Origin of the sequence: Vibrio porteresiae DSM 19223, from assembly GCF_024347055.1 — a bacterium.
Lineage (GTDB): Bacteria > Pseudomonadota > Gammaproteobacteria > Enterobacterales > Vibrionaceae > Vibrio > Vibrio porteresiae.
In genome coordinates this window covers 368,064-388,857 of sequence record NZ_AP024895.1, presented here as the reverse complement: position 1 = coordinate 388,857, position 20,794 = coordinate 368,064, and the positions used below count along the sequence as shown (strand labels likewise).

At 47.8% G+C, this 20,794-nt stretch carries 3 protein-coding genes, 5 tRNA genes and 8 rRNA genes; 1 reads left to right on the top strand and 15 read right to left on the bottom strand.

The window, feature by feature from the left end; translation table 11 throughout:
- Positions 1-52: 52 nt before the first annotated feature.
- A complete protein-coding gene (gene metH / locus OCV11_RS01800; RefSeq protein ID WP_261894635.1) occupies positions 53-3,733 on the bottom strand; it encodes a methionine synthase in 3,681 nt (1,226 codons plus the stop codon).
- A 190-nt stretch (positions 3,734-3,923) separates the two neighbouring features.
- Here metH and OCV11_RS01795 point away from each other — a divergent pair, with 190 nt between their 5' ends.
- Positions 3,924-5,252, top strand: a complete 1,329-nt coding sequence (locus OCV11_RS01795) for a cation:proton antiporter (protein WP_261894633.1) — start codon at positions 3,924-3,926, stop codon at positions 5,250-5,252.
- A gap of 68 nt (positions 5,253-5,320) precedes the next feature.
- Here the strand turns inward: OCV11_RS01795 and OCV11_RS01790 are convergent, their stop codons facing one another.
- The 14 genes from OCV11_RS01790 to OCV11_RS01725 all read right to left on the bottom strand — a co-directional run bounded on the left by OCV11_RS01790 (position 5,321) and on the right by OCV11_RS01725 (position 20,659).
- The gene (locus OCV11_RS01790) at positions 5,321-6,226 is read right to left on the bottom strand and encodes a phospholipase A (RefSeq protein ID WP_261894632.1); all 906 of its coding nucleotides are present in this window, start codon (positions 6,224-6,226) and stop codon (positions 5,321-5,323) included.
- A gap of 294 nt (positions 6,227-6,520) precedes the next feature.
- A tRNA-Asp gene (locus tag OCV11_RS01785) sits at positions 6,521-6,597 on the bottom strand.
- 47 nt (positions 6,598-6,644) lie between these two features.
- Positions 6,645-6,760, bottom strand: a 5S ribosomal RNA gene (gene rrf, locus OCV11_RS01780).
- Between the two features lie 86 nt (positions 6,761-6,846).
- Positions 6,847-9,733 (bottom strand): 23S ribosomal RNA (locus tag OCV11_RS01775).
- A gap of 297 nt (positions 9,734-10,030) precedes the next feature.
- A tRNA-Ala gene (locus OCV11_RS01770) sits at positions 10,031-10,106 on the bottom strand.
- A gap of 25 nt (positions 10,107-10,131) precedes the next feature.
- Positions 10,132-10,208, bottom strand: a tRNA-Ile gene (locus OCV11_RS01765).
- A 61-nt stretch (positions 10,209-10,269) separates the two neighbouring features.
- Positions 10,270-11,812: ribosomal RNA gene (locus tag OCV11_RS01760) — 16S ribosomal RNA — on the bottom strand.
- A 295-nt stretch (positions 11,813-12,107) separates the two neighbouring features.
- Positions 12,108-12,223, bottom strand: a 5S ribosomal RNA gene (gene rrf / locus OCV11_RS01755).
- Positions 12,224-12,309: 86 nt separating this feature from the next.
- Positions 12,310-15,196, bottom strand: a 23S ribosomal RNA gene (locus OCV11_RS01750).
- Between the two features lie 297 nt (positions 15,197-15,493).
- Positions 15,494-15,569, bottom strand: a tRNA-Ala gene (locus tag OCV11_RS01745).
- Between the two features lie 25 nt (positions 15,570-15,594).
- Positions 15,595-15,671 (bottom strand) — tRNA-Ile (locus tag OCV11_RS01740).
- 61 nt (positions 15,672-15,732) lie between these two features.
- Positions 15,733-17,275 (bottom strand): 16S ribosomal RNA (locus OCV11_RS01735).
- Between the two features lie 295 nt (positions 17,276-17,570).
- Positions 17,571-17,686 (bottom strand): 5S ribosomal RNA (gene rrf / locus OCV11_RS01730).
- 86 nt (positions 17,687-17,772) lie between these two features.
- A 23S ribosomal RNA gene (locus tag OCV11_RS01725) occupies positions 17,773-20,659 on the bottom strand.
- The 16S, 23S and 5S rRNA genes sit together here with 5 tRNA genes alongside, the layout of an rRNA operon.
- Positions 20,660-20,794 lie beyond the last annotated feature (135 nt).

The following is a 20,794-nucleotide window of genomic DNA, read 5'->3' as shown; positions in this document are numbered from 1 at the left end:
AGGGCCATCATTTGATGGCCCTCTTTTCTTGCTTATTTCACACTGACTCGGATTAGCCATTAATATTCGGACCCAGCCACCTTTCAGCCTCAACACGATCCCAGCCTTTACGCGCAGCATAATCTTCGAGCTGATCCTCTTGGATTTGTGCCACTGCAAAATAGCGCGACTCAGGATGAGAGAAGTACCAACCAGATACCGATGCTCCTGGGTACATGGCGTAACTTGAGGTCAATTTCATACCGATCGTTTCTTCAACCTTAAGTAGCTCCCAAATCGCCCCTTTTTCAGTATGTTCAGGACATGCGGCATATCCCGGTGCTGGACGAATCCCCTGATATTTTTCACGAATCAGATCGTCGTTCGACAGTGTCTCATCAGCCGCATATCCCCAAATATCCTTACGCATCACTTGGTGCAAATATTCTGCAAAAGCCTCTGCGAGTCGATCCGCAACCGCTTGAACCATAATCGCATTGTAATCATCGCCTTGGGCTTTAAACTGATCGGCGATTTCACGTTCATTGATACCACCAGTGACCGCAAATGCCCCAATCCAATCGGCCTTACCACTCTCTTTCGGCGCAATATAATCAGACAAACAATAGTTAGGACCTTTCGGTTTGAACGTTTGTTGCCGCAAGTGATGCAGTAAATGAGAAACATCACGACGCTCGGCATCACGGTAGACTTCAATGTCGTCACCGATGCTTGCTGCAGGGAACAAACCACAAATACCAGACGCCTTCAGCAACCCTTCACTTTCAATACGATCAAGCCACTCATTGGCATCATGGAATAGACGTTTGGCCTCTTCGCCCACTTCCTCATGCTCCAAAATCGCTGGGTACTTACCCATCAACGACCAAGTCATAAAGAATGGAGTCCAGTCGATATACTGACGTAGGGTAGCTACATCCATATTCTCAAACACATGGATTCCCGGCTTAACGGGAACTGGTGGTTCGTAATCATCCCAATCGATAGCAACTTTATTCGCACGAGCTTCAGCTAACGTCACCGGACGAGATTTAGGGGTTTTACGCGCATGTTGTTCACGCGTACGCTCATATTCAACATTGAGTTTTTCAATAAAACTTGGACGCTGCTCATCTGACAATAATGCGGTACACACACCCACCGCTCGAGAAGCATTACTGACATACACAACAGGCTGATGATAGTTCTGCTCAATCTTCACTGCCGTATGGGCTTTCGATGTTGTCGCCCCACCAATCATTAGTGGAATATCAAAACCTTGACGCTCCATCTCCTTCGCGACATGAACCATTTCATCCAAGGATGGGGTTATCAAACCAGACAAGCCAATGATGTCGACCTTCTGTTCTTTCGCGACTTTTAGAATCTGCTCACAGGGAACCATTACCCCTAGATCAATGATTTCAAAGTTATTACATTGCAACACCACACCGACAATGTTCTTACCGATATCGTGAACATCGCCTTTTACGGTTGCCATCAATATTTTGCCGTTTGATGAACCCGATTGTTTAAGCGCGTTAATAAATGGCTCTAAGTGAGCAACAGCTTGCTTCATCACTCGAGCTGATTTCACCACTTGAGGAAGGAACATTTTCCCTTCACCAAATAAATCACCGACCACGTTCATGCCATCCATCAATGGACCTTCGATCACATCAATGGGTCTAGCCGACTTCAATCGTGCTTCTTCGGTATCTTCAACGATAAACTCAGTAATACCTTTTACTAAAGCATGCTCTAAGCGCTTTTCTACTGGCCAAGTTCGCCATTCAAGAGCAGACGTATCGGCTTCTTTACCAACAGCGTTTTCACGATACTCTTCGGCAATTTCCAACAATCGTTCAGTGCCGTCATCGCGACGGTTAAGAATCACATCCTCAACCGCATCACGTAATTTTTGTGGCACGTTATCGTAAATTTCAAGCTGACCTGCATTGACGATCCCCATATCCATACCATTTTTAAAACAGTGATATAGGAACACCGCGTGAATTGCTTCACGGACATAGTTGTTACCGCGAAAAGAGAACGATACGTTAGACACACCACCGGAAATCATTGCGTAAGGCAAGTCGTGCTTAATATCAGCGACTGCATTAATGAAATCTAAAGCGTAGTTATTGTGTTCATCTATCCCTGTTGCAACAGCAAAGATATTAGGGTCAAAAATGATATCTTCTGGCGGGAACCCCACTTCATCGACCAAAATTCGGTAAGCTCGGGTACAAATTTGCAGTTTACGTTCGCGAGTATCGGCCTGACCGACTTCATCAAATGCCATGACAATGACTGCAGCGCCATAACGACGCACTAGCTTGGCATGTTCAACAAATTTTTCTTTGCCTTCTTTAAGCGAGATGGAGTTAACAATCCCTTTGCCTTGAATGCATTTTAAGCCTGCTTCGATGACCTCCCATTTAGAAGAGTCCACCATGATCGGTACTTTCGAAATTTCTGGTTCAGAAGCACATAGGTTCAAAAAACGCACCATGCAGGCTTGAGCATCTAGCATGCCTTCATCCATGTTGATATCGATGATTTGGGCACCGTTTTCAACCTGCTGACGCGCAACTTCTAGCGCTTCGTCATATTGCTCTTCTTTAATGAGGCGTTTAAAACGAGCAGAGCCAGTGACGTTGGTTCGCTCACCAACGTTAATAAATAAGGTTTCTTTAGCAATATTAAGTGGTTCAAGGCCAGATAAACGACATTCTCGGTTAATATCAGGAATAACACGAGGTGCGACACCTTCAACCGCTTTGGCGATGGCTCGAATATGCTCAGGCGTCGTACCACAGCACCCACCAACAAAGTTGAGAAATCCTGAACGAGCCCATTCAGAAATATGCTCAGCCATATCTTCTGGTGATAAATCGTATTCACCAAAGGCATTTGGTAAGCCAGCGTTAGGGTGAGCTGAGACAAAGCAATCTGAAATGCGCGACATTTCAGAAACATATTGACGTAACTCATCAGGGCCAAGAGCACAGTTTAAACCAAACGAGATAGGTGAAACGTGGCGCATGGAGTTATAAAAAGCTTCGGTTGTTTGACCCGATAATGTACGACCAGAGGCATCGGTAATCGTGCCGGAGATCATGATGGGTAAGGTCAAACCAAGCTCTTCAAATACGGTTTCGACGGCAAAAGCACACGCTTTGGCATTCAACGTATCAAAAATGGTTTCAATAAGAATCAGATCACAACCACCTTTGATAAGCGCACGCGTTGATTCTGAATACGCTTTTACTAGCTCATCAAAATGAACATTACGAAAACCAGGGTCGTTTACATCTGGTGAAATAGAACATGTGCGGTTAGTTGGACCTAAAACACCAGCGACATAGCGCGGCTTATCTGGTGTTTTAGCCGTCCATTCATCTGCAGTTTCACGGGCCAATTTAGCAGCAGCATAGTTGATCTCTTCACTGATCGACTGCATATCATAATCAGCCATCGCGATAGTGGTGGCATTGAATGTATTGGTTTCTAGAATGTCAGCACCGGCCTCCAGATACGCATCGTGAATCTCTTTAATCAACTGAGGCTGAGTTAAAACAAGTAAGTCATTATTACCCTTTAGGTCACAATGCCAATCAGCGAAACGCGCTCCACGGTAGTCTTGCTCTTCCAGCTTATAACCTTGAATCATGGTTCCCATACCGCCATCAATAAGCAGTATGCGTTGCTTTAACTGTGTTTCTATTTGTTGTTTTATATAACTACTCACAATACAACCTCATTCCTTATGATTAGCGACATCCTATCATAGTCCATCTAGAAATCTAGACGTCTAAATCAATAAAAAGGACAAATTTCACTCTCATTCATTGGTGATAAGAACAACAAAAAATGTTTGCTATTTAGCCACCATCGTCAGACAATTTCCGCTCACAATTTGTTACATCAAAGAGAAGAAAATGTCAGTCTATTACACACTCTGTTTTCTTTCTGCCGCTGCGATGCTTATTGCCTTCTTCAACAGCAAGATAGGTAAAATGCAAACAACAATAGCGATTACCGCAGGTTCCATGTTGCTTTCGTTGCTCATCTTAGTTGCAGGTCAAAATGATTGGTTTCAATTAACCAAAATCGCTCGAACTACCATGACCAGTATTAACTTCGAAGACTTCCTGCTCAAAGGCATATTAGGATTCTTGTTATTTGCTGGCGGATTAGGTATCAAACTTCCCAACCTAAAAGATCAAAAATGGGAAATCGCCGTTCTCGCCTTAGGCTCAACTCTTTTTTCAACTTTCTTCATCGGTTACGGTCTTTACGGCGCCTGTCATTTTCTAGGTATCGATCTACAACTTATTTACTGTCTTCTCTTTGGCGCATTGATTTCACCAACCGACCCAATAGCCGTATTGGCTATCGTTAAGAAACTTAACGCACCCAAACGTATTTCAACACAAATAGAAGGTGAATCACTATTCAATGATGGTTTTGGTCTAGTTATCTTCGTCACCATTTTTACTATCGCATTTGGTCAACACGCACCAACTATCGGCAGTGTAGCTGAATTATTCGTACATGAGGCATTAGGTGGCATCCTTTATGGTTTGGTTCTTGGTCTAATCTTCCATTATTTGATTTGTGCAACAGATGACCACTCTATGGAATTGTTACTAACCATAGGTGTCCCAACCGCTGGCTTTGTGTTTGCAGATATCATCCATGTGTCAGGACCGCTAGCAATGGTGGTATCAGGCATTATGATCGGTAACTGGACGCGCTTTATTGGATTCTCTAAAGAGAGTGAAGAACACTTAGATCACTTCTGGGAACTGGTCGATGAGTTTTTAAATGGCGTACTGTTCTTGCTGATCGGTATGTCGATGTTGCTATTTAAATTCCACGAAGAAGACTGGATAGTCATGGCAATCGCGATTCCATTGGTACTCTTGGGTCGTTACGTCAGTGTTGCAGTGCCTTACGTTGGGTTTAAACGTTATCGCACTTACAATCCTTGGTCTATCCGTATATTAACTTGGGGTGGATTGCGCGGAGGCTTAGCGTTGGCCATGGCATTGTCTATTCCATCAGGAATTATGGTGATTCCAGATAAGTTAATCGACGTAAAAGAACTGGTTCTAGTGATGACGTATGCAGTGGTCGTGTTCTCTATTTTGATCCAAGGATCAACGATCACACCTATGATTGAAAAAGCGAAAATTGCTGAAAAGAAAATGGAAGAGCAGCAAGAGTCAACAGCAAATGAATTAGTCAAAGACGAGCAGAATTAGATAGTATATCGCGTCTACAAACTGAAAGAAGCCTCCGAACAGGAGGCTTCTTTTTATAATAAATGAGGTTATAAAAGATCGTTTAACGCGATACCAATACCAATACGCTGAGTATGCACATCGTAATCAATTAAGCTTTCACCATAACCGTTAAAGTATTGAACGTACGCACGTAAGTTACGATGAATCGGATAGCTCCACGTTAATTGAAGAGCACCTTTATTATCTTGCTGTAAGTTATCTCGAATCAAAAACGTATAACGCTGTTGCCCTACTCCATATAGACCGACAAGCTCAAAGTGCCCCATGTAGTGGGTGATATCTGGATTATCATCTCCAGTGGCATCGGTAGGACTATCCTTGCGACTTTCAGGAATTCTCCACCACGCTGTTGCACTTAAGGCAAAATCCCCCTTATCGAACACCATAGAACCATATAAACGGTTCCAACTCCTCGAAAGTGTCCCAGAGCGTCCATTAGACTGATGGTTAGCTCCTAGAGCCCAATATGAATTAGTAAAGCCACCAATTTTCCAATCGTTGTCGAAGAGCATGAACACTTCAGGTTCATGTACGGTTTCTCGAAACGGGGCTGAATCATCTTTATTATAAACTTGCCACCATGACTGGTTGGTATACGCAAAATATAGGTCACCGCCACCGACAAGATCGATAGCTAGTGGCATCTTAAAAGATATCTGAAATTTAGCCTCGAACTTTTCTAGATCATCAGCATATTCATCATCTTCACGGAACGGTTTGTCATTAGGATGAGGATTGTAAGTGATAGGTAACAAATAGTTAGCCTTGTGAGGCATGATAACAAAAGGGTTATCCTGAACCTTCTTCTCATCCTGCACTCTCTCGTCAACCAAAGACTCATCATTTGATTTCACGTCAGTAGATGCTGTTTCAGCATAAGCTACATTTGACGCATAGCAGGAGAATAGAACCAATAATAAAGGCAATCTCATTCAGAAAACTCCAATAGCTAGATGCCAAACATTCAGCAGATAAATTAGCATCGCTATTTCACTATGAAAAGGTGACCTACGGTTTAATCACAACAATTTAACATTGATCAACCTATACGATCGAAAACCGTATGTGACAATCTCTCGAGTAGAAGGCCTCGAATGAACAATAGCTTTGTCTGGTGAAGAAGTCTGCGTGTCTTTAGGGGGGGAAAGAAAAAGAGAAGTGCACAAATATTTTTTAAACAAAAAGCAAAAAAGCCTCAGTCTTTCGACTGAGGCTTCTTTAATTAGTGGCGGAACGGACGGGACTCGAACCCGCGACCCTCGGCGTGACAGGCCGATATTCTAACCAACTGAACTACCGCTCCGCTGTATTCTTATTAACAAGATATCCATCTCGCTAATGCAATTTAAAGCCTGGCGATGTCCTACTCTCACATGGGGAAACCCCACACTACCATCGGCGCTAATTTGTTTCACTTCTGAGTTCGGCATGGAATCAGGTGGGTCCAAATCGCTATGGTCGCCAAGCAAATTCTTTAATTTAGAAAGCTGTTTCAAGTCTCAACACAATTCAAGTGTCTTAATCGAGTCCTACAAAACCCTTTTGGTGTTGTATGGTTAAGTCTCACGGGCAATTAGTACAGGTTAGCTCAACGCCTCACAACGCTTACACACCCTGCCTATCAACGTTCTAGTCTCGAACAACCCTTTAGGACGCTTATAGCGCCAGGGAGAACTCATCTCAAGGCTCGCTTCCCGCTTAGATGCTTTCAGCGGTTATCGATTCCGAACTTAGCTACCGGGCAATGCGTCTGGCGACACAACCCGAACACCAGAGGTTCGTCCACTCCGGTCCTCTCGTACTAGGAGCAGCCCCTTTCAATTCTCCAACGCCCACGGCAGATAGGGACCGAACTGTCTCACGACGTTCTAAACCCAGCTCGCGTACCACTTTAAATGGCGAACAGCCATACCCTTGGGACCGACTTCAGCCCCAGGATGTGATGAGCCGACATCGAGGTGCCAAACACCGCCGTCGATATGAACTCTTGGGCGGTATCAGCCTGTTATCCCCGGAGTACCTTTTATCCGTTGAGCGATGGCCCTTCCATTCAGAACCACCGGATCACTATGACCTGCTTTCGCACCTGCTCGAACCGTCATTCTCGCAGTTAAGCGGGCTTATGCCATTGCACTAACCTCACGATGTCCAACCGTGATTAGCCCACCTTCGTGCTCCTCCGTTACTCTTTGGGAGGAGACCGCCCCAGTCAAACTACCCACCAGGCACTGTCCTTGTCCCAGATAATGGGACTAAGTTAGAACATCAAACATACAAGGGTGGTATTTCAAGGTCGACTCCACGAAAACTGGCGTCTTCGCTTCATAGCCTCCCACCTATCCTACACATGTAGGCTCAATGTTCAGTGCCAAGCTGTAGTAAAGGTTCACGGGGTCTTTCCGTCTAGCCGCGGGTACACTGCATCTTCACAGCGATTTCAATTTCACTGAGTCTCGGGTGGAGACAGCGTGGCCATCATTACGCCATTCGTGCAGGTCGGAACTTACCCGACAAGGAATTTCGCTACCTTAGGACCGTTATAGTTACGGCCGCCGTTTACCGGGGCTTCGATCAAGAGCTTCGCTTGCGCTAACCCCATCAATTAACCTTCCGGCACCGGGCAGGCGTCACACCGTATACGTCATCTTACGATTTTGCACAGTGCTGTGTTTTTAATAAACAGTTGCAGCCACCTGGTATCTGCGACTCTCAATAGCTCCATCCGCAAGGGACTTCACCGTCGAGAGCGTACCTTCTCCCGAAGTTACGGTACCATTTTGCCTAGTTCCTTCACCCGAGTTCTCTCAAGCGCCTTGGTATTCTCTACCCGACCACCTGTGTCGGTTTGGGGTACGATTCCTTACAATCTGAAGCTTAGAGGCTTTTCCTGGAAGCATGGCATCAATGACTTCACACCCTTAGGTGCTCGACATCGTGTCTCAGTCTTAGGTGTCCGGATTTGCCTAAACACCCAACCTACGCACTTGAACTTGGACGACCGTCGCCAAGCCCACCTAGCCTTCTCCGTCCCCCCATCGCAATTGTAAGAAGTACGGGAATATTAACCCGTTTCCCATCGACTACGCATTTCTGCCTCGCCTTAGGGGTCGACTTACCCTGCCCCGATTAACGTTGGACAGGAACCCTTGGTCTTCCGGCGTGGAGGTTTTTCACCCCCATTATCGTTACTCATGTCAGCATTCGCACTTCTGATACCTCCAGCAAGCTTTACAACTCACCTTCAACGGCTTACAGAACGCTCCCCTACCCAATACAATAAATTGCATTGCCGCAGCTTCGGTTTATAGCTTAGCCCCGTTACATCTTCCGCGCAGGCCGACTCGACTAGTGAGCTATTACGCTTTCTTTAAATGATGGCTGCTTCTAAGCCAACATCCTAGCTGTCTAAGCCTTCCCACATCGTTTCCCACTTAGCTATAATTTGGGACCTTAGCTGGCGGTCTGGGTTGTTTCCCTCTTCACGACGGACGTTAGCACCCGCCGTGTGTCTCCCGGATAGTACTTACTGGTATTCGGAGTTTGCAAAGGGTTGGTAAGTCGGGATGACCCCCTAGCCTTAACAGTGCTCTACCCCCAGTAGTATTCGTCCGAGGCGCTACCTAAATAGCTTTCGGGGAGAACCAGCTATCTCCGAGTTTGATTGGCCTTTCACCCCTAGCCACAAGTCATCCGCTAATTTTTCAACATTAGTCGGTTCGGTCCTCCAGTTGATGTTACTCAACCTTCAACCTGCCCATGGCTAGATCACTCGGTTTCGGGTCTATATCCAGAGACTGTGCGCCCAGTTAAGACTCGGTTTCCCTACGGCTCCCCTAAACGGTTAACCTTGCCACTGAATATAAGTCGCTGACCCATTATACAAAAGGTACGCAGTCACCCCACAAAGGAGGCTCCTACTGCTTGTACGTACACGGTTTCAGGTTCTATTTCACTCCCCTCACAGGGGTTCTTTTCGCCTTTCCCTCACGGTACTGGTTCACTATCGGTCAGTCAGGAGTATTTAGCCTTGGAGGATGGTCCCCCCATGTTCAGACAGGATAACACGTGTCCCGCCTTACTCGTTTTCACTTACTGTGCGTTATCAGCTACGGGGCTATCACCCTGTATCGCGGCCCTTTCCAGAGCCTTCGCCTGACGCATAATAAGCTTAAGGGCTAATCCAATTTCGCTCGCCGCTACTTTCGGAATCTCGGTTGATTTCTTTTCCTCGGGGTACTTAGATGTTTCAGTTCTCCCGGTTCGCTTCTTTAACCTATGTATTCAGTTAAAGATAACTGCTTATGCAGTTGGGTTTCCCCATTCGGAAATCGTAGACTCAAGTGGCTCTTACTGCCTCATCTACGCTTATCGCAAGTTAGTACGTCCTTCATCGCCTCTGACTGCCAAGGCATCCACCGTGTACGCTTAGTCACTTAACCATACAACCCAAAAAAGTTTCGAGTTGATGAACAAGTCACCAAGGTTGTCTGCATTTTTATACATGTTGCAGACTCGATATTGCCGGACTCAATTTTGAATATTTACTTAAAAAGTAAATCCAAGAACACTTGAATGTGTTTTTGTTTGTCTTCTTAACGAAGACAATTGAGAACTTTACAAACAATCTTCTATTTCAATGAAATAAAACATTGTTTTGTCAGCTTTCCAAATTGTTAAAGAGCAAAGATTTCTTTCGAAACCATTTTTAAGAACACTATCGCTAATGCGCTTAAAGATGGTGGAGCTATGCGGGATCGAACCGCAGACCTCCTGCGTGCAAGGCAGGCGCTCTCCCAGCTGAGCTATAACCCCATCGGTGTTTTCCTTACGGAAATATTGGTGGGTCTGAGTGGACTTGAACCACCGACCTCTCGCTTATCAGGCGAACGCTCTAACCACCTGAGCTACAGACCCACTAGGTGCTCTATTAAACCGTATCAATCTGTGTGAACACTCATCGCAATAATCTTCGTATTAAGGAGGTGATCCAGCGCCAGGTTCCCCTAGCGCTACCTTGTTACGACTTCACCCCAGTCATGAACCACAAAGTGGCAAGCGTCCTCCCGAAGGTTAAACTACCTGCTTCTTTTGCAGCCCACTCCCATGGTGTGACGGGCGGTGTGTACAAGGCCCGGGAACGTATTCACCGTGGCATTCTGATCCACGATTACTAGCGATTCCGACTTCATGGAGTCGAGTTGCAGACTCCAATCCGGACTACGACATACTTTTTGGGATTCGCACACTTTCGCAAGTTAGCCGCCCTCTGTATATGCCATTGTAGCACGTGTGTAGCCCTACTCGTAAGGGCCATGATGACTTGACGTCGTCCCCACCTTCCTCCGGTTTATCACCGGCAGTCTCCCTGGAGTTCCCGACATGACTCGCTGGCAAACAAGGATAAGGGTTGCGCTCGTTGCGGGACTTAACCCAACATTTCACAACACGAGCTGACGACAGCCATGCAGCACCTGTCTCAGAGTTCCCGAAGGCACTAAAGCATCTCTGCTAAGTTCTCTGGATGTCAAGAGTAGGTAAGGTTCTTCGCGTTGCATCGAATTAAACCACATGCTCCACCGCTTGTGCGGGCCCCCGTCAATTCATTTGAGTTTTAATCTTGCGACCGTACTCCCCAGGCGGTCTACTTAACGCGTTAGCTCCGAAAGCCACGGCTCAAGGCCACAACCTCCAAGTAGACATCGTTTACGGCGTGGACTACCAGGGTATCTAATCCTGTTTGCTCCCCACGCTTTCGCATCTGAGTGTCAGTGTCTGTCCAGGGGGCCGCCTTCGCCACCGGTATTCCTCCAGATCTCTACGCATTTCACCGCTACACCTGGAATTCTACCCCCCTCTACAGCACTCTAGCCTGCCAGTTTCAAATGCGATTCCGAGGTTAAGCCCCGGGCTTTCACATCTGACTTAACAGACCACCTGCATGCGCTTTACGCCCAGTAATTCCGATTAACGCTCGCACCCTCCGTATTACCGCGGCTGCTGGCACGGAGTTAGCCGGTGCTTCTTCTGCAGCTAACGTCAAATGATGAGAGTATTAATCTCACCATCTTCCTCACTGCTGAAAGTACTTTACAACCCGAAGGCCTTCTTCATACACGCGGCATGGCTGCATCAGGCTTGCGCCCATTGTGCAATATTCCCCACTGCTGCCTCCCGTAGGAGTCTGGACCGTGTCTCAGTTCCAGTGTGGCTGATCATCCTCTCAGACCAGCTAGGGATCGTCGCCTTGGTGAGCCCTTACCTCACCAACTAGCTAATCCCATCTGGGCGTATCCGATAGCGAAAGGTCCGAAGATCCCCTTCTTTGCTCTTGCGAGGTTATGCGGTATTAGCCATCGTTTCCAATGGTTATCCCCCTCTATCGGGCAACTTCCCAGACATTACTCACCCGTCCGCCGCTCGCCACCCAAGGAACAAGTTCCTCTGTGCTGCCGCTCGACTTGCATGTGTTAGGCCTGCCGCCAGCGTTCAATCTGAGCCATGATCAAACTCTTCAATTAAAAGTTTTTTCGGCTCAATGAATACTGAATAAATTGACTGTGCTAAGTCCGAAGACTTAATTGGTCACTCAGTTCATTGAAACCATTGTGCTTCCTAAGAAGCTATGATTATCATCAACGAGTGCCCACACAGATTGATAGGTTTAAATTGTTAAAGAGCTTTGCTTTCAGTGCCTTAGCACTTAGGCAGGACGCGTATCTTACGCTACCCACTTTGAAAGTCAACATAAAATTCTAATTAACTTAAAACTTTATGGTGACTTGCTTGATGTTTCATCAAGCAAGCGAGATTAAAGCCTGGCGATGTCCTACTCTCACATGGGGAAACCCCACACTACCATCGGCGCTAATTCGTTTCACTTCTGAGTTCGGCATGGAATCAGGTGGGTCCAAATCGCTATGGTCGCCAAGCAAATTCTTTAATTTAGAAAGCTGTTTCAAGTCTCAACACAATTCAAGTGTCTTAATCGAGTCCTACAAAACCCTTTTGGTGTTGTATGGTTAAGTCTCACGGGCAATTAGTACAGGTTAGCTCAACGCCTCACAACGCTTACACACCCTGCCTATCAACGTTCTAGTCTCGAACAACCCTTTAGGACGCTTATAGCGCCAGGGAGAACTCATCTCAAGGCTCGCTTCCCGCTTAGATGCTTTCAGCGGTTATCGATTCCGAACTTAGCTACCGGGCAATGCGTCTGGCGACACAACCCGAACACCAGAGGTTCGTCCACTCCGGTCCTCTCGTACTAGGAGCAGCCCCTTTCAATTCTCCAACGCCCACGGCAGATAGGGACCGAACTGTCTCACGACGTTCTAAACCCAGCTCGCGTACCACTTTAAATGGCGAACAGCCATACCCTTGGGACCGACTTCAGCCCCAGGATGTGATGAGCCGACATCGAGGTGCCAAACACCGCCGTCGATATGAACTCTTGGGCGGTATCAGCCTGTTATCCCCGGAGTACCTTTTATCCGTTGAGCGATGGCCCTTCCATTCAGAACCACCGGATCACTATGACCTGCTTTCGCACCTGCTCGAACCGTCATTCTCGCAGTTAAGCGGGCTTATGCCATTGCACTAACCTCACGATGTCCAACCGTGATTAGCCCACCTTCGTGCTCCTCCGTTACTCTTTGGGAGGAGACCGCCCCAGTCAAACTACCCACCAGGCACTGTCCTTGTCCCAGATAATGGGACTAAGTTAGAACATCAAACATACAAGGGTGGTATTTCAAGGTCGACTCCACGAAAACTGGCGTCTTCGCTTCATAGCCTCCCACCTATCCTACACATGTAGGCTCAATGTTCAGTGCCAAGCTGTAGTAAAGGTTCACGGGGTCTTTCCGTCTAGCCGCGGGTACACTGCATCTTCACAGCGATTTCAATTTCACTGAGTCTCGGGTGGAGACAGCGTGGCCATCATTACGCCATTCGTGCAGGTCGGAACTTACCCGACAAGGAATTTCGCTACCTTAGGACCGTTATAGTTACGGCCGCCGTTTACCGGGGCTTCGATCAAGAGCTTCGCTTGCGCTAACCCCATCAATTAACCTTCCGGCACCGGGCAGGCGTCACACCGTATACGTCATCTTACGATTTTGCACAGTGCTGTGTTTTTAATAAACAGTTGCAGCCACCTGGTATCTGCGACTCTCAATAGCTCCATCCGCAAGGGACTTCACCGTCGAGAGCGTACCTTCTCCCGAAGTTACGGTACCATTTTGCCTAGTTCCTTCACCCGAGTTCTCTCAAGCGCCTTGGTATTCTCTACCCGACCACCTGTGTCGGTTTGGGGTACGATTCCTTACAATCTGAAGCTTAGAGGCTTTTCCTGGAAGCATGGCATCAATGACTTCACACCCTTAGGTGCTCGACATCGTGTCTCAGTCTTAGGTGTCCGGATTTGCCTAAACACCCAACCTACGCACTTGAACTTGGACGACCGTCGCCAAGCCCACCTAGCCTTCTCCGTCCCCCCATCGCAATTGTAAGAAGTACGGGAATATTAACCCGTTTCCCATCGACTACGCATTTCTGCCTCGCCTTAGGGGTCGACTTACCCTGCCCCGATTAACGTTGGACAGGAACCCTTGGTCTTCCGGCGTGGAGGTTTTTCACCCCCATTATCGTTACTCATGTCAGCATTCGCACTTCTGATACCTCCAGCAAGCTTTACAACTCACCTTCAACGGCTTACAGAACGCTCCCCTACCCAATACAATAAATTGCATTGCCGCAGCTTCGGTTTATAGCTTAGCCCCGTTACATCTTCCGCGCAGGCCGACTCGACTAGTGAGCTATTACGCTTTCTTTAAATGATGGCTGCTTCTAAGCCAACATCCTAGCTGTCTAAGCCTTCCCACATCGTTTCCCACTTAGCTATAATTTGGGACCTTAGCTGGCGGTCTGGGTTGTTTCCCTCTTCACGACGGACGTTAGCACCCGCCGTGTGTCTCCCGGATAGTACTTACTGGTATTCGGAGTTTGCAAAGGGTTGGTAAGTCGGGATGACCCCCTAGCCTTAACAGTGCTCTACCCCCAGTAGTATTCGTCCGAGGCGCTACCTAAATAGCTTTCGGGGAGAACCAGCTATCTCCGAGTTTGATTGGCCTTTCACCCCTAGCCACAAGTCATCCGCTAATTTTTCAACATTAGTCGGTTCGGTCCTCCAGTTGATGTTACTCAACCTTCAACCTGCCCATGGCTAGATCACTCGGTTTCGGGTCTATATCCAGAGACTGTGCGCCCAGTTAAGACTCGGTTTCCCTACGGCTCCCCTAAACGGTTAACCTTGCCACTGAATATAAGTCGCTGACCCATTATACAAAAGGTACGCAGTCACCCCACAAAGGAGGCTCCTACTGCTTGTACGTACACGGTTTCAGGTTCTATTTCACTCCCCTCACAGGGGTTCTTTTCGCCTTTCCCTCACGGTACTGGTTCACTATCGGTCAGTCAGGAGTATTTAGCCTTGGAGGATGGTCCCCCCATGTTCAGACAGGATAACACGTGTCCCGCCTTACTCGTTTTCACTTACTGTGCGTTATCAGCTACGGGGCTATCACCCTGTATCGCGGCCCTTTCCAGAGCCTTCGCCTGACGCATAATAAGCTTAAGGGCTAATCCAATTTCGCTCGCCGCTACTTTCGGAATCTCGGTTGATTTCTTTTCCTCGGGGTACTTAGATGTTTCAGTTCTCCCGGTTCGCTTCTTTAACCTATGTATTCAGTTAAAGATAACTGCTTATGCAGTTGGGTTTCCCCATTCGGAAATCGTAGACTCAAGTGGCTCTTACTGCCTCATCTACGCTTATCGCAAGTTAGTACGTCCTTCATCGCCTCTGACTGCCAAGGCATCCACCGTGTACGCTTAGTCACTTAACCATACAACCCAAAAAAGTTTCGAGTTGATGAACAAGTCACCAAGGTTGTCTGCATTTTTATACATGTTGCAGACTCGATATTGCCGGACTCAATTTTGAATATTTACTTAAAAAGTAAATCCAAGAACACTTGAATGTGTTTTTGTTTGTCTTCTTAACGAAGACAATTGAGAACTTTACAAACAATCTTCTATTTCAATGAAATAAAACATTGTTTTGTCAGCTTTCCAAATTGTTAAAGAGCAAAGATTTCTTTCGAAACCATTTTTAAGAACACTATCGCTAATGCGCTTAAAGATGGTGGAGCTATGCGGGATCGAACCGCAGACCTCCTGCGTGCAAGGCAGGCGCTCTCCCAGCTGAGCTATAACCCCATCGGTGTTTTCCTTACGGAAATATTGGTGGGTCTGAGTGGACTTGAACCACCGACCTCTCGCTTATCAGGCGAACGCTCTAACCACCTGAGCTACAGACCCACTAGGTGCTCTATTAAACCGTATCAATCTGTGTGAACACTCATCGCAATAATCTTCGTATTAAGGAGGTGATCCAGCGCCAGGTTCCCCTAGCGCTACCTTGTTACGACTTCACCCCAGTCATGAACCACAAAGTGGCAAGCGTCCTCCCGAAGGTTAAACTACCTGCTTCTTTTGCAGCCCACTCCCATGGTGTGACGGGCGGTGTGTACAAGGCCCGGGAACGTATTCACCGTGGCATTCTGATCCACGATTACTAGCGATTCCGACTTCATGGAGTCGAGTTGCAGACTCCAATCCGGACTACGACATACTTTTTGGGATTCGCACACTTTCGCAAGTTAGCCGCCCTCTGTATATGCCATTGTAGCACGTGTGTAGCCCTACTCGTAAGGGCCATGATGACTTGACGTCGTCCCCACCTTCCTCCGGTTTATCACCGGCAGTCTCCCTGGAGTTCCCGACATGACTCGCTGGCAAACAAGGATAAGGGTTGCGCTCGTTGCGGGACTTAACCCAACATTTCACAACACGAGCTGACGACAGCCATGCAGCACCTGTCTCAGAGTTCCCGAAGGCACTAAAGCATCTCTGCTAAGTTCTCTGGATGTCAAGAGTAGGTAAGGTTCTTCGCGTTGCATCGAATTAAACCACATGCTCCACCGCTTGTGCGGGCCCCCGTCAATTCATTTGAGTTTTAATCTTGCGACCGTACTCCCCAGGCGGTCTACTTAACGCGTTAGCTCCGAAAGCCACGACTCTAGGTCACAACCTCCAAGTAGACATCGTTTACGGCGTGGACTACCAGGGTATCTAATCCTGTTTGCTCCCCACGCTTTCGCATCTGAGTGTCAGTGTCTGTCCAGGGGGCCGCCTTCGCCACCGGTATTCCTCCAGATCTCTACGCATTTCACCGCTACACCTGGAATTCTACCCCCCTCTACAGCACTCTAGCCTGCCAGTTTCAAATGCGATTCCGAGGTTAAGCCCCGGGCTTTCACATCTGACTTAACAGACCACCTGCATGCGCTTTACGCCCAGTAATTCCGATTAACGCTCGCACCCTCCGTATTACCGCGGCTGCTGGCACGGAGTTAGCCGGTGCTTCTTCTGCAGCTAACGTCAAATGATGAGAGTATTAATCTCACCATCTTCCTCACTGCTGAAAGTACTTTACAACCCGAAGGCCTTCTTCATACACGCGGCATGGCTGCATCAGGCTTGCGCCCATTGTGCAATATTCCCCACTGCTGCCTCCCGTAGGAGTCTGGACCGTGTCTCAGTTCCAGTGTGGCTGATCATCCTCTCAGACCAGCTAGGGATCGTCGCCTTGGTGAGCCCTTACCTCACCAACTAGCTAATCCCATCTGGGCGTATCCGATAGCGAAAGGTCCGAAGATCCCCTTCTTTGCTCTTGCGAGGTTATGCGGTATTAGCCATCGTTTCCAATGGTTATCCCCCTCTATCGGGCAACTTCCCAGACATTACTCACCCGTCCGCCGCTCGCCACCCAAGGAACAAGTTCCTCTGTGCTGCCGCTCGACTTGCATGTGTTAGGCCTGCCGCCAGCGTTCAATCTGAGCCATGATCAAACTCTTCAATTAAAAGTTTTTTCGGCTCAATGAATACTGAATAAATTGACTGTGCTAAGTCCGAAGACTTAATTGGTCACTCAGTTCATTGAAACCATTGTGCTTCCTAAGAAGCTATGATTATCATCAACGAGTGCCCACACAGATTGATAGGTTTAAATTGTTAAAGAGCTTTGCTTTCAGTGCCTTAGCACTTAGGCAGGACGCGTATCTTACGCTACCCACTTTGAAAGTCAACATAAAATTCTAATTAACTTAAAACTTTATGGTGACTTGCTTGATGTTTCATCAAGCAAGCGAGATTAAAGCCTGGCGATGTCCTACTCTCACATGGGGAAACCCCACACTACCATCGGCGCTAATTCGTTTCACTTCTGAGTTCGGCATGGAATCAGGTGGGTCCAAATCGCTATGGTCGCCAAGCAAATTCTTTAATTTAGAAAGCTGTTTCAAGTCTCAACACAATTCAAGTGTCTTAATCGAGTCCTACAAAACCCTTTTGGTGTTGTATGGTTAAGTCTCACGGGCAATTAGTACAGGTTAGCTCAACGCCTCACAACGCTTACACACCCTGCCTATCAACGTTCTAGTCTCGAACAACCCTTTAGGACGCTTATAGCGCCAGGGAGAACTCATCTCAAGGCTCGCTTCCCGCTTAGATGCTTTCAGCGGTTATCGATTCCGAACTTAGCTACCGGGCAATGCGTCTGGCGACACAACCCGAACACCAGAGGTTCGTCCACTCCGGTCCTCTCGTACTAGGAGCAGCCCCTTTCAATTCTCCAACGCCCACGGCAGATAGGGACCGAACTGTCTCACGACGTTCTAAACCCAGCTCGCGTACCACTTTAAATGGCGAACAGCCATACCCTTGGGACCGACTTCAGCCCCAGGATGTGATGAGCCGACATCGAGGTGCCAAACACCGCCGTCGATATGAACTCTTGGGCGGTATCAGCCTGTTATCCCCGGAGTACCTTTTATCCGTTGAGCGATGGCCCTTCCATTCAGAACCACCGGATCACTATGACCTGCTTTCGCACCTGCTCGAACCGTCATTCTCGCAGTTAAGCGGGCTTATGCCATTGCACTAACCTCACGATGTCCAACCGTGATTAGCCCACCTTCGTGCTCCTCCGTTACTCTTTGGGAGGAGACCGCCCCAGTCAAACTACCCACCAGGCACTGTCCTTGTCCCAGATAATGGGACTAAGTTAGAACATCAAACATACAAGGGTGGTATTTCAAGGTCGACTCCACGAAAACTGGCGTCTTCGCTTCATAGCCTCCCACCTATCCTACACATGTAGGCTCAATGTTCAGTGCCAAGCTGTAGTAAAGGTTCACGGGGTCTTTCCGTCTAGCCGCGGGTACACTGCATCTTCACAGCGATTTCAATTTCACTGAGTCTCGGGTGGAGACAGCGTGGCCATCATTACGCCATTCGTGCAGGTCGGAACTTACCCGACAAGGAATTTCGCTACCTTAGGACCGTTATAGTTACGGCCGCCGTTTACCGGGGCTTCGATCAAGAGCTTCGCTTGCGCTAACCCCATCAATTAACCTTCCGGCACCGGGCAGGCGTCACACCGTATACGTCATCTTACGATTTTGCACAGTGCTGTGTTTTTAATAAACAGTTGCAGCCACCTGGTATCTGCGACTCTCAATAGCTCCATCCGCAAGGGACTTCACCGTCGAGAGCGTACCTTCTCCCGAAGTTACGGTACCATTTTGCCTAGTTCCTTCACCCGAGTTCTCTCAAGCGCCTTGGTATTCTCTACCCGACCACCTGTGTCGGTTTGGGGTACGATTCCTTACAATCTGAAGCTTAGAGGCTTTTCCTGGAAGCATGGCATCAATGACTTCACACCCTTAGGTGCTCGACATCGTGTCTCAGTCTTAGGTGTCCGGATTTGCCTAAACACCCAACCTACACACTTGAACTTGGACGACCGTCGCCAAGCCCACCTAGCCTTCTCCGTCCCCCCATCGCAATTGTAAGAAGTACGGGAATATTAACCCGTTTCCCATCGACTACGCATTTCTGCCTCGCCTTAGGGGTCGACTTACCCTGCCCCGATTAACGTTGGACAGGAACCCTTGGTCTTCCGGCGTGGAGGTTTTTCACCCCCATTATCGTTACTCATGTCAGCATTCGCACTTCTGATACCTCCAGCAAGCTTTACAACTCACCTTCAACGGCTTACAGAACGCTCCCCTACCCAATACGATAAATCGCATTGCCGCAGCTTCGGTTTATAGCTTAGCCCCGTTACATCTTCCGCGCAGGCCGACTCGACTAGTGAGCTATTACGCTTTCTTTAAATGATGGCTGCTTCTAAGCCAACATCCTAGCTGTCTAAGCCTTCCCACATCGTTTCCCACTTAGCTATAATTTGGGACCTTAGCTGGCGGTCTGGGTTGTTTCCCTCTTCACGACGGACGTTAGCACCCGCCGTGTGTCTCCCGGATAGTACTTACTGGTATTCGGAGTTTGCAAAGGGTTGGTAAGTCGGGATGACCCCCTAGCCTTAACAGTGCTCTACCCCCAGTAGTATTCGTCCGAGGCGCTACCTAAATAGCTTTCGGGGAGAACCAGCTATCTCCGAGTTTGATTGGCCTTTCACCCCTAGCCACAAGTCATCCGCTAATTTTTCAACATTAGTCGGTTCGGTCCTCCAGTTGATGTTACTCAACCTTCAACCTGCCCATGGCTAGATCACTCGGTTTCGGGTCTATATCCAGAGACTGTGCGCCCAGTTAAGACTCGGTTTCCCTACGGCTCCCCTAAACGGTTAACCTTGCCACTGAATATAAGTCGCTGACCCATTATACAAAAGGTACGCAGTCACCCCACAAAGGAGGCTCCTACTGCTTGTACGTACACGGTTTCAGGTTCTATTTCACTCCCCTCACAGGGGTTCTTTTCGCCTTTCCCTCACGGTACTGGTTCACTATCGGTCAGTCAGGAGTATTTAGCCTTGGAGGATGGTCCCCCCATGTTCAGACAGGATAACACGTGTCCCGCCTTACTCGTTTTCACTTACTGTGCGTTATCAGCTACGGGGCTATCACCCTGTATCGCGGCCCTTTCCAGAGCCTTCGCCTGACGCATAATAAGCTTAAGGGCTAATCCAATTTCGCTCGCCGCTACTTTCGGAATCTCGGTTGATTTCTTTTCCTCGGGGTACTTAGATGTTTCAGTTCTCCCGGTTCGCTTCTTTAACCTATGTATTCAGTTAAAGATAACTGCTTATGCAGTTGGGTTTCCCCATTCGGAAATCGTAGACTCAAGTGGCTCTTACTGCCTCATCTACGCTTATCGCAAGTTAGTACGTCCTTCATCGCCTCTGACTGCCAAGGCATCCACCGTGTACGCTTAGTCACTTAACCATACAACCCAAAAAAGTTTCGAGTTGATGAACAAGTCACCAAGGTTGTCTGCATTTTTATACATGTTGCAGACTCGATATTGCCGGACTCAATTTTCCTCTTATCTCTGCTTTGAAAAAGCAGAAGCAAAAGGTT

What these genes read in the sequence shown, in the direction of transcription:
- OCV11_RS01795 (WP_261894633.1), top strand. Translation starts at nt 3,924, where the DNA reads ATGTCAGTCTATTACACACTCTGTTTTCTTTCTGCCGCTGCGATGCTT.
- OCV11_RS01790 (WP_261894632.1), bottom strand. Translation starts at nt 6,226, where the DNA reads ATGAGATTGCCTTTATTATTGGTTCTATTCTCCTGCTATGCGTCAAAT.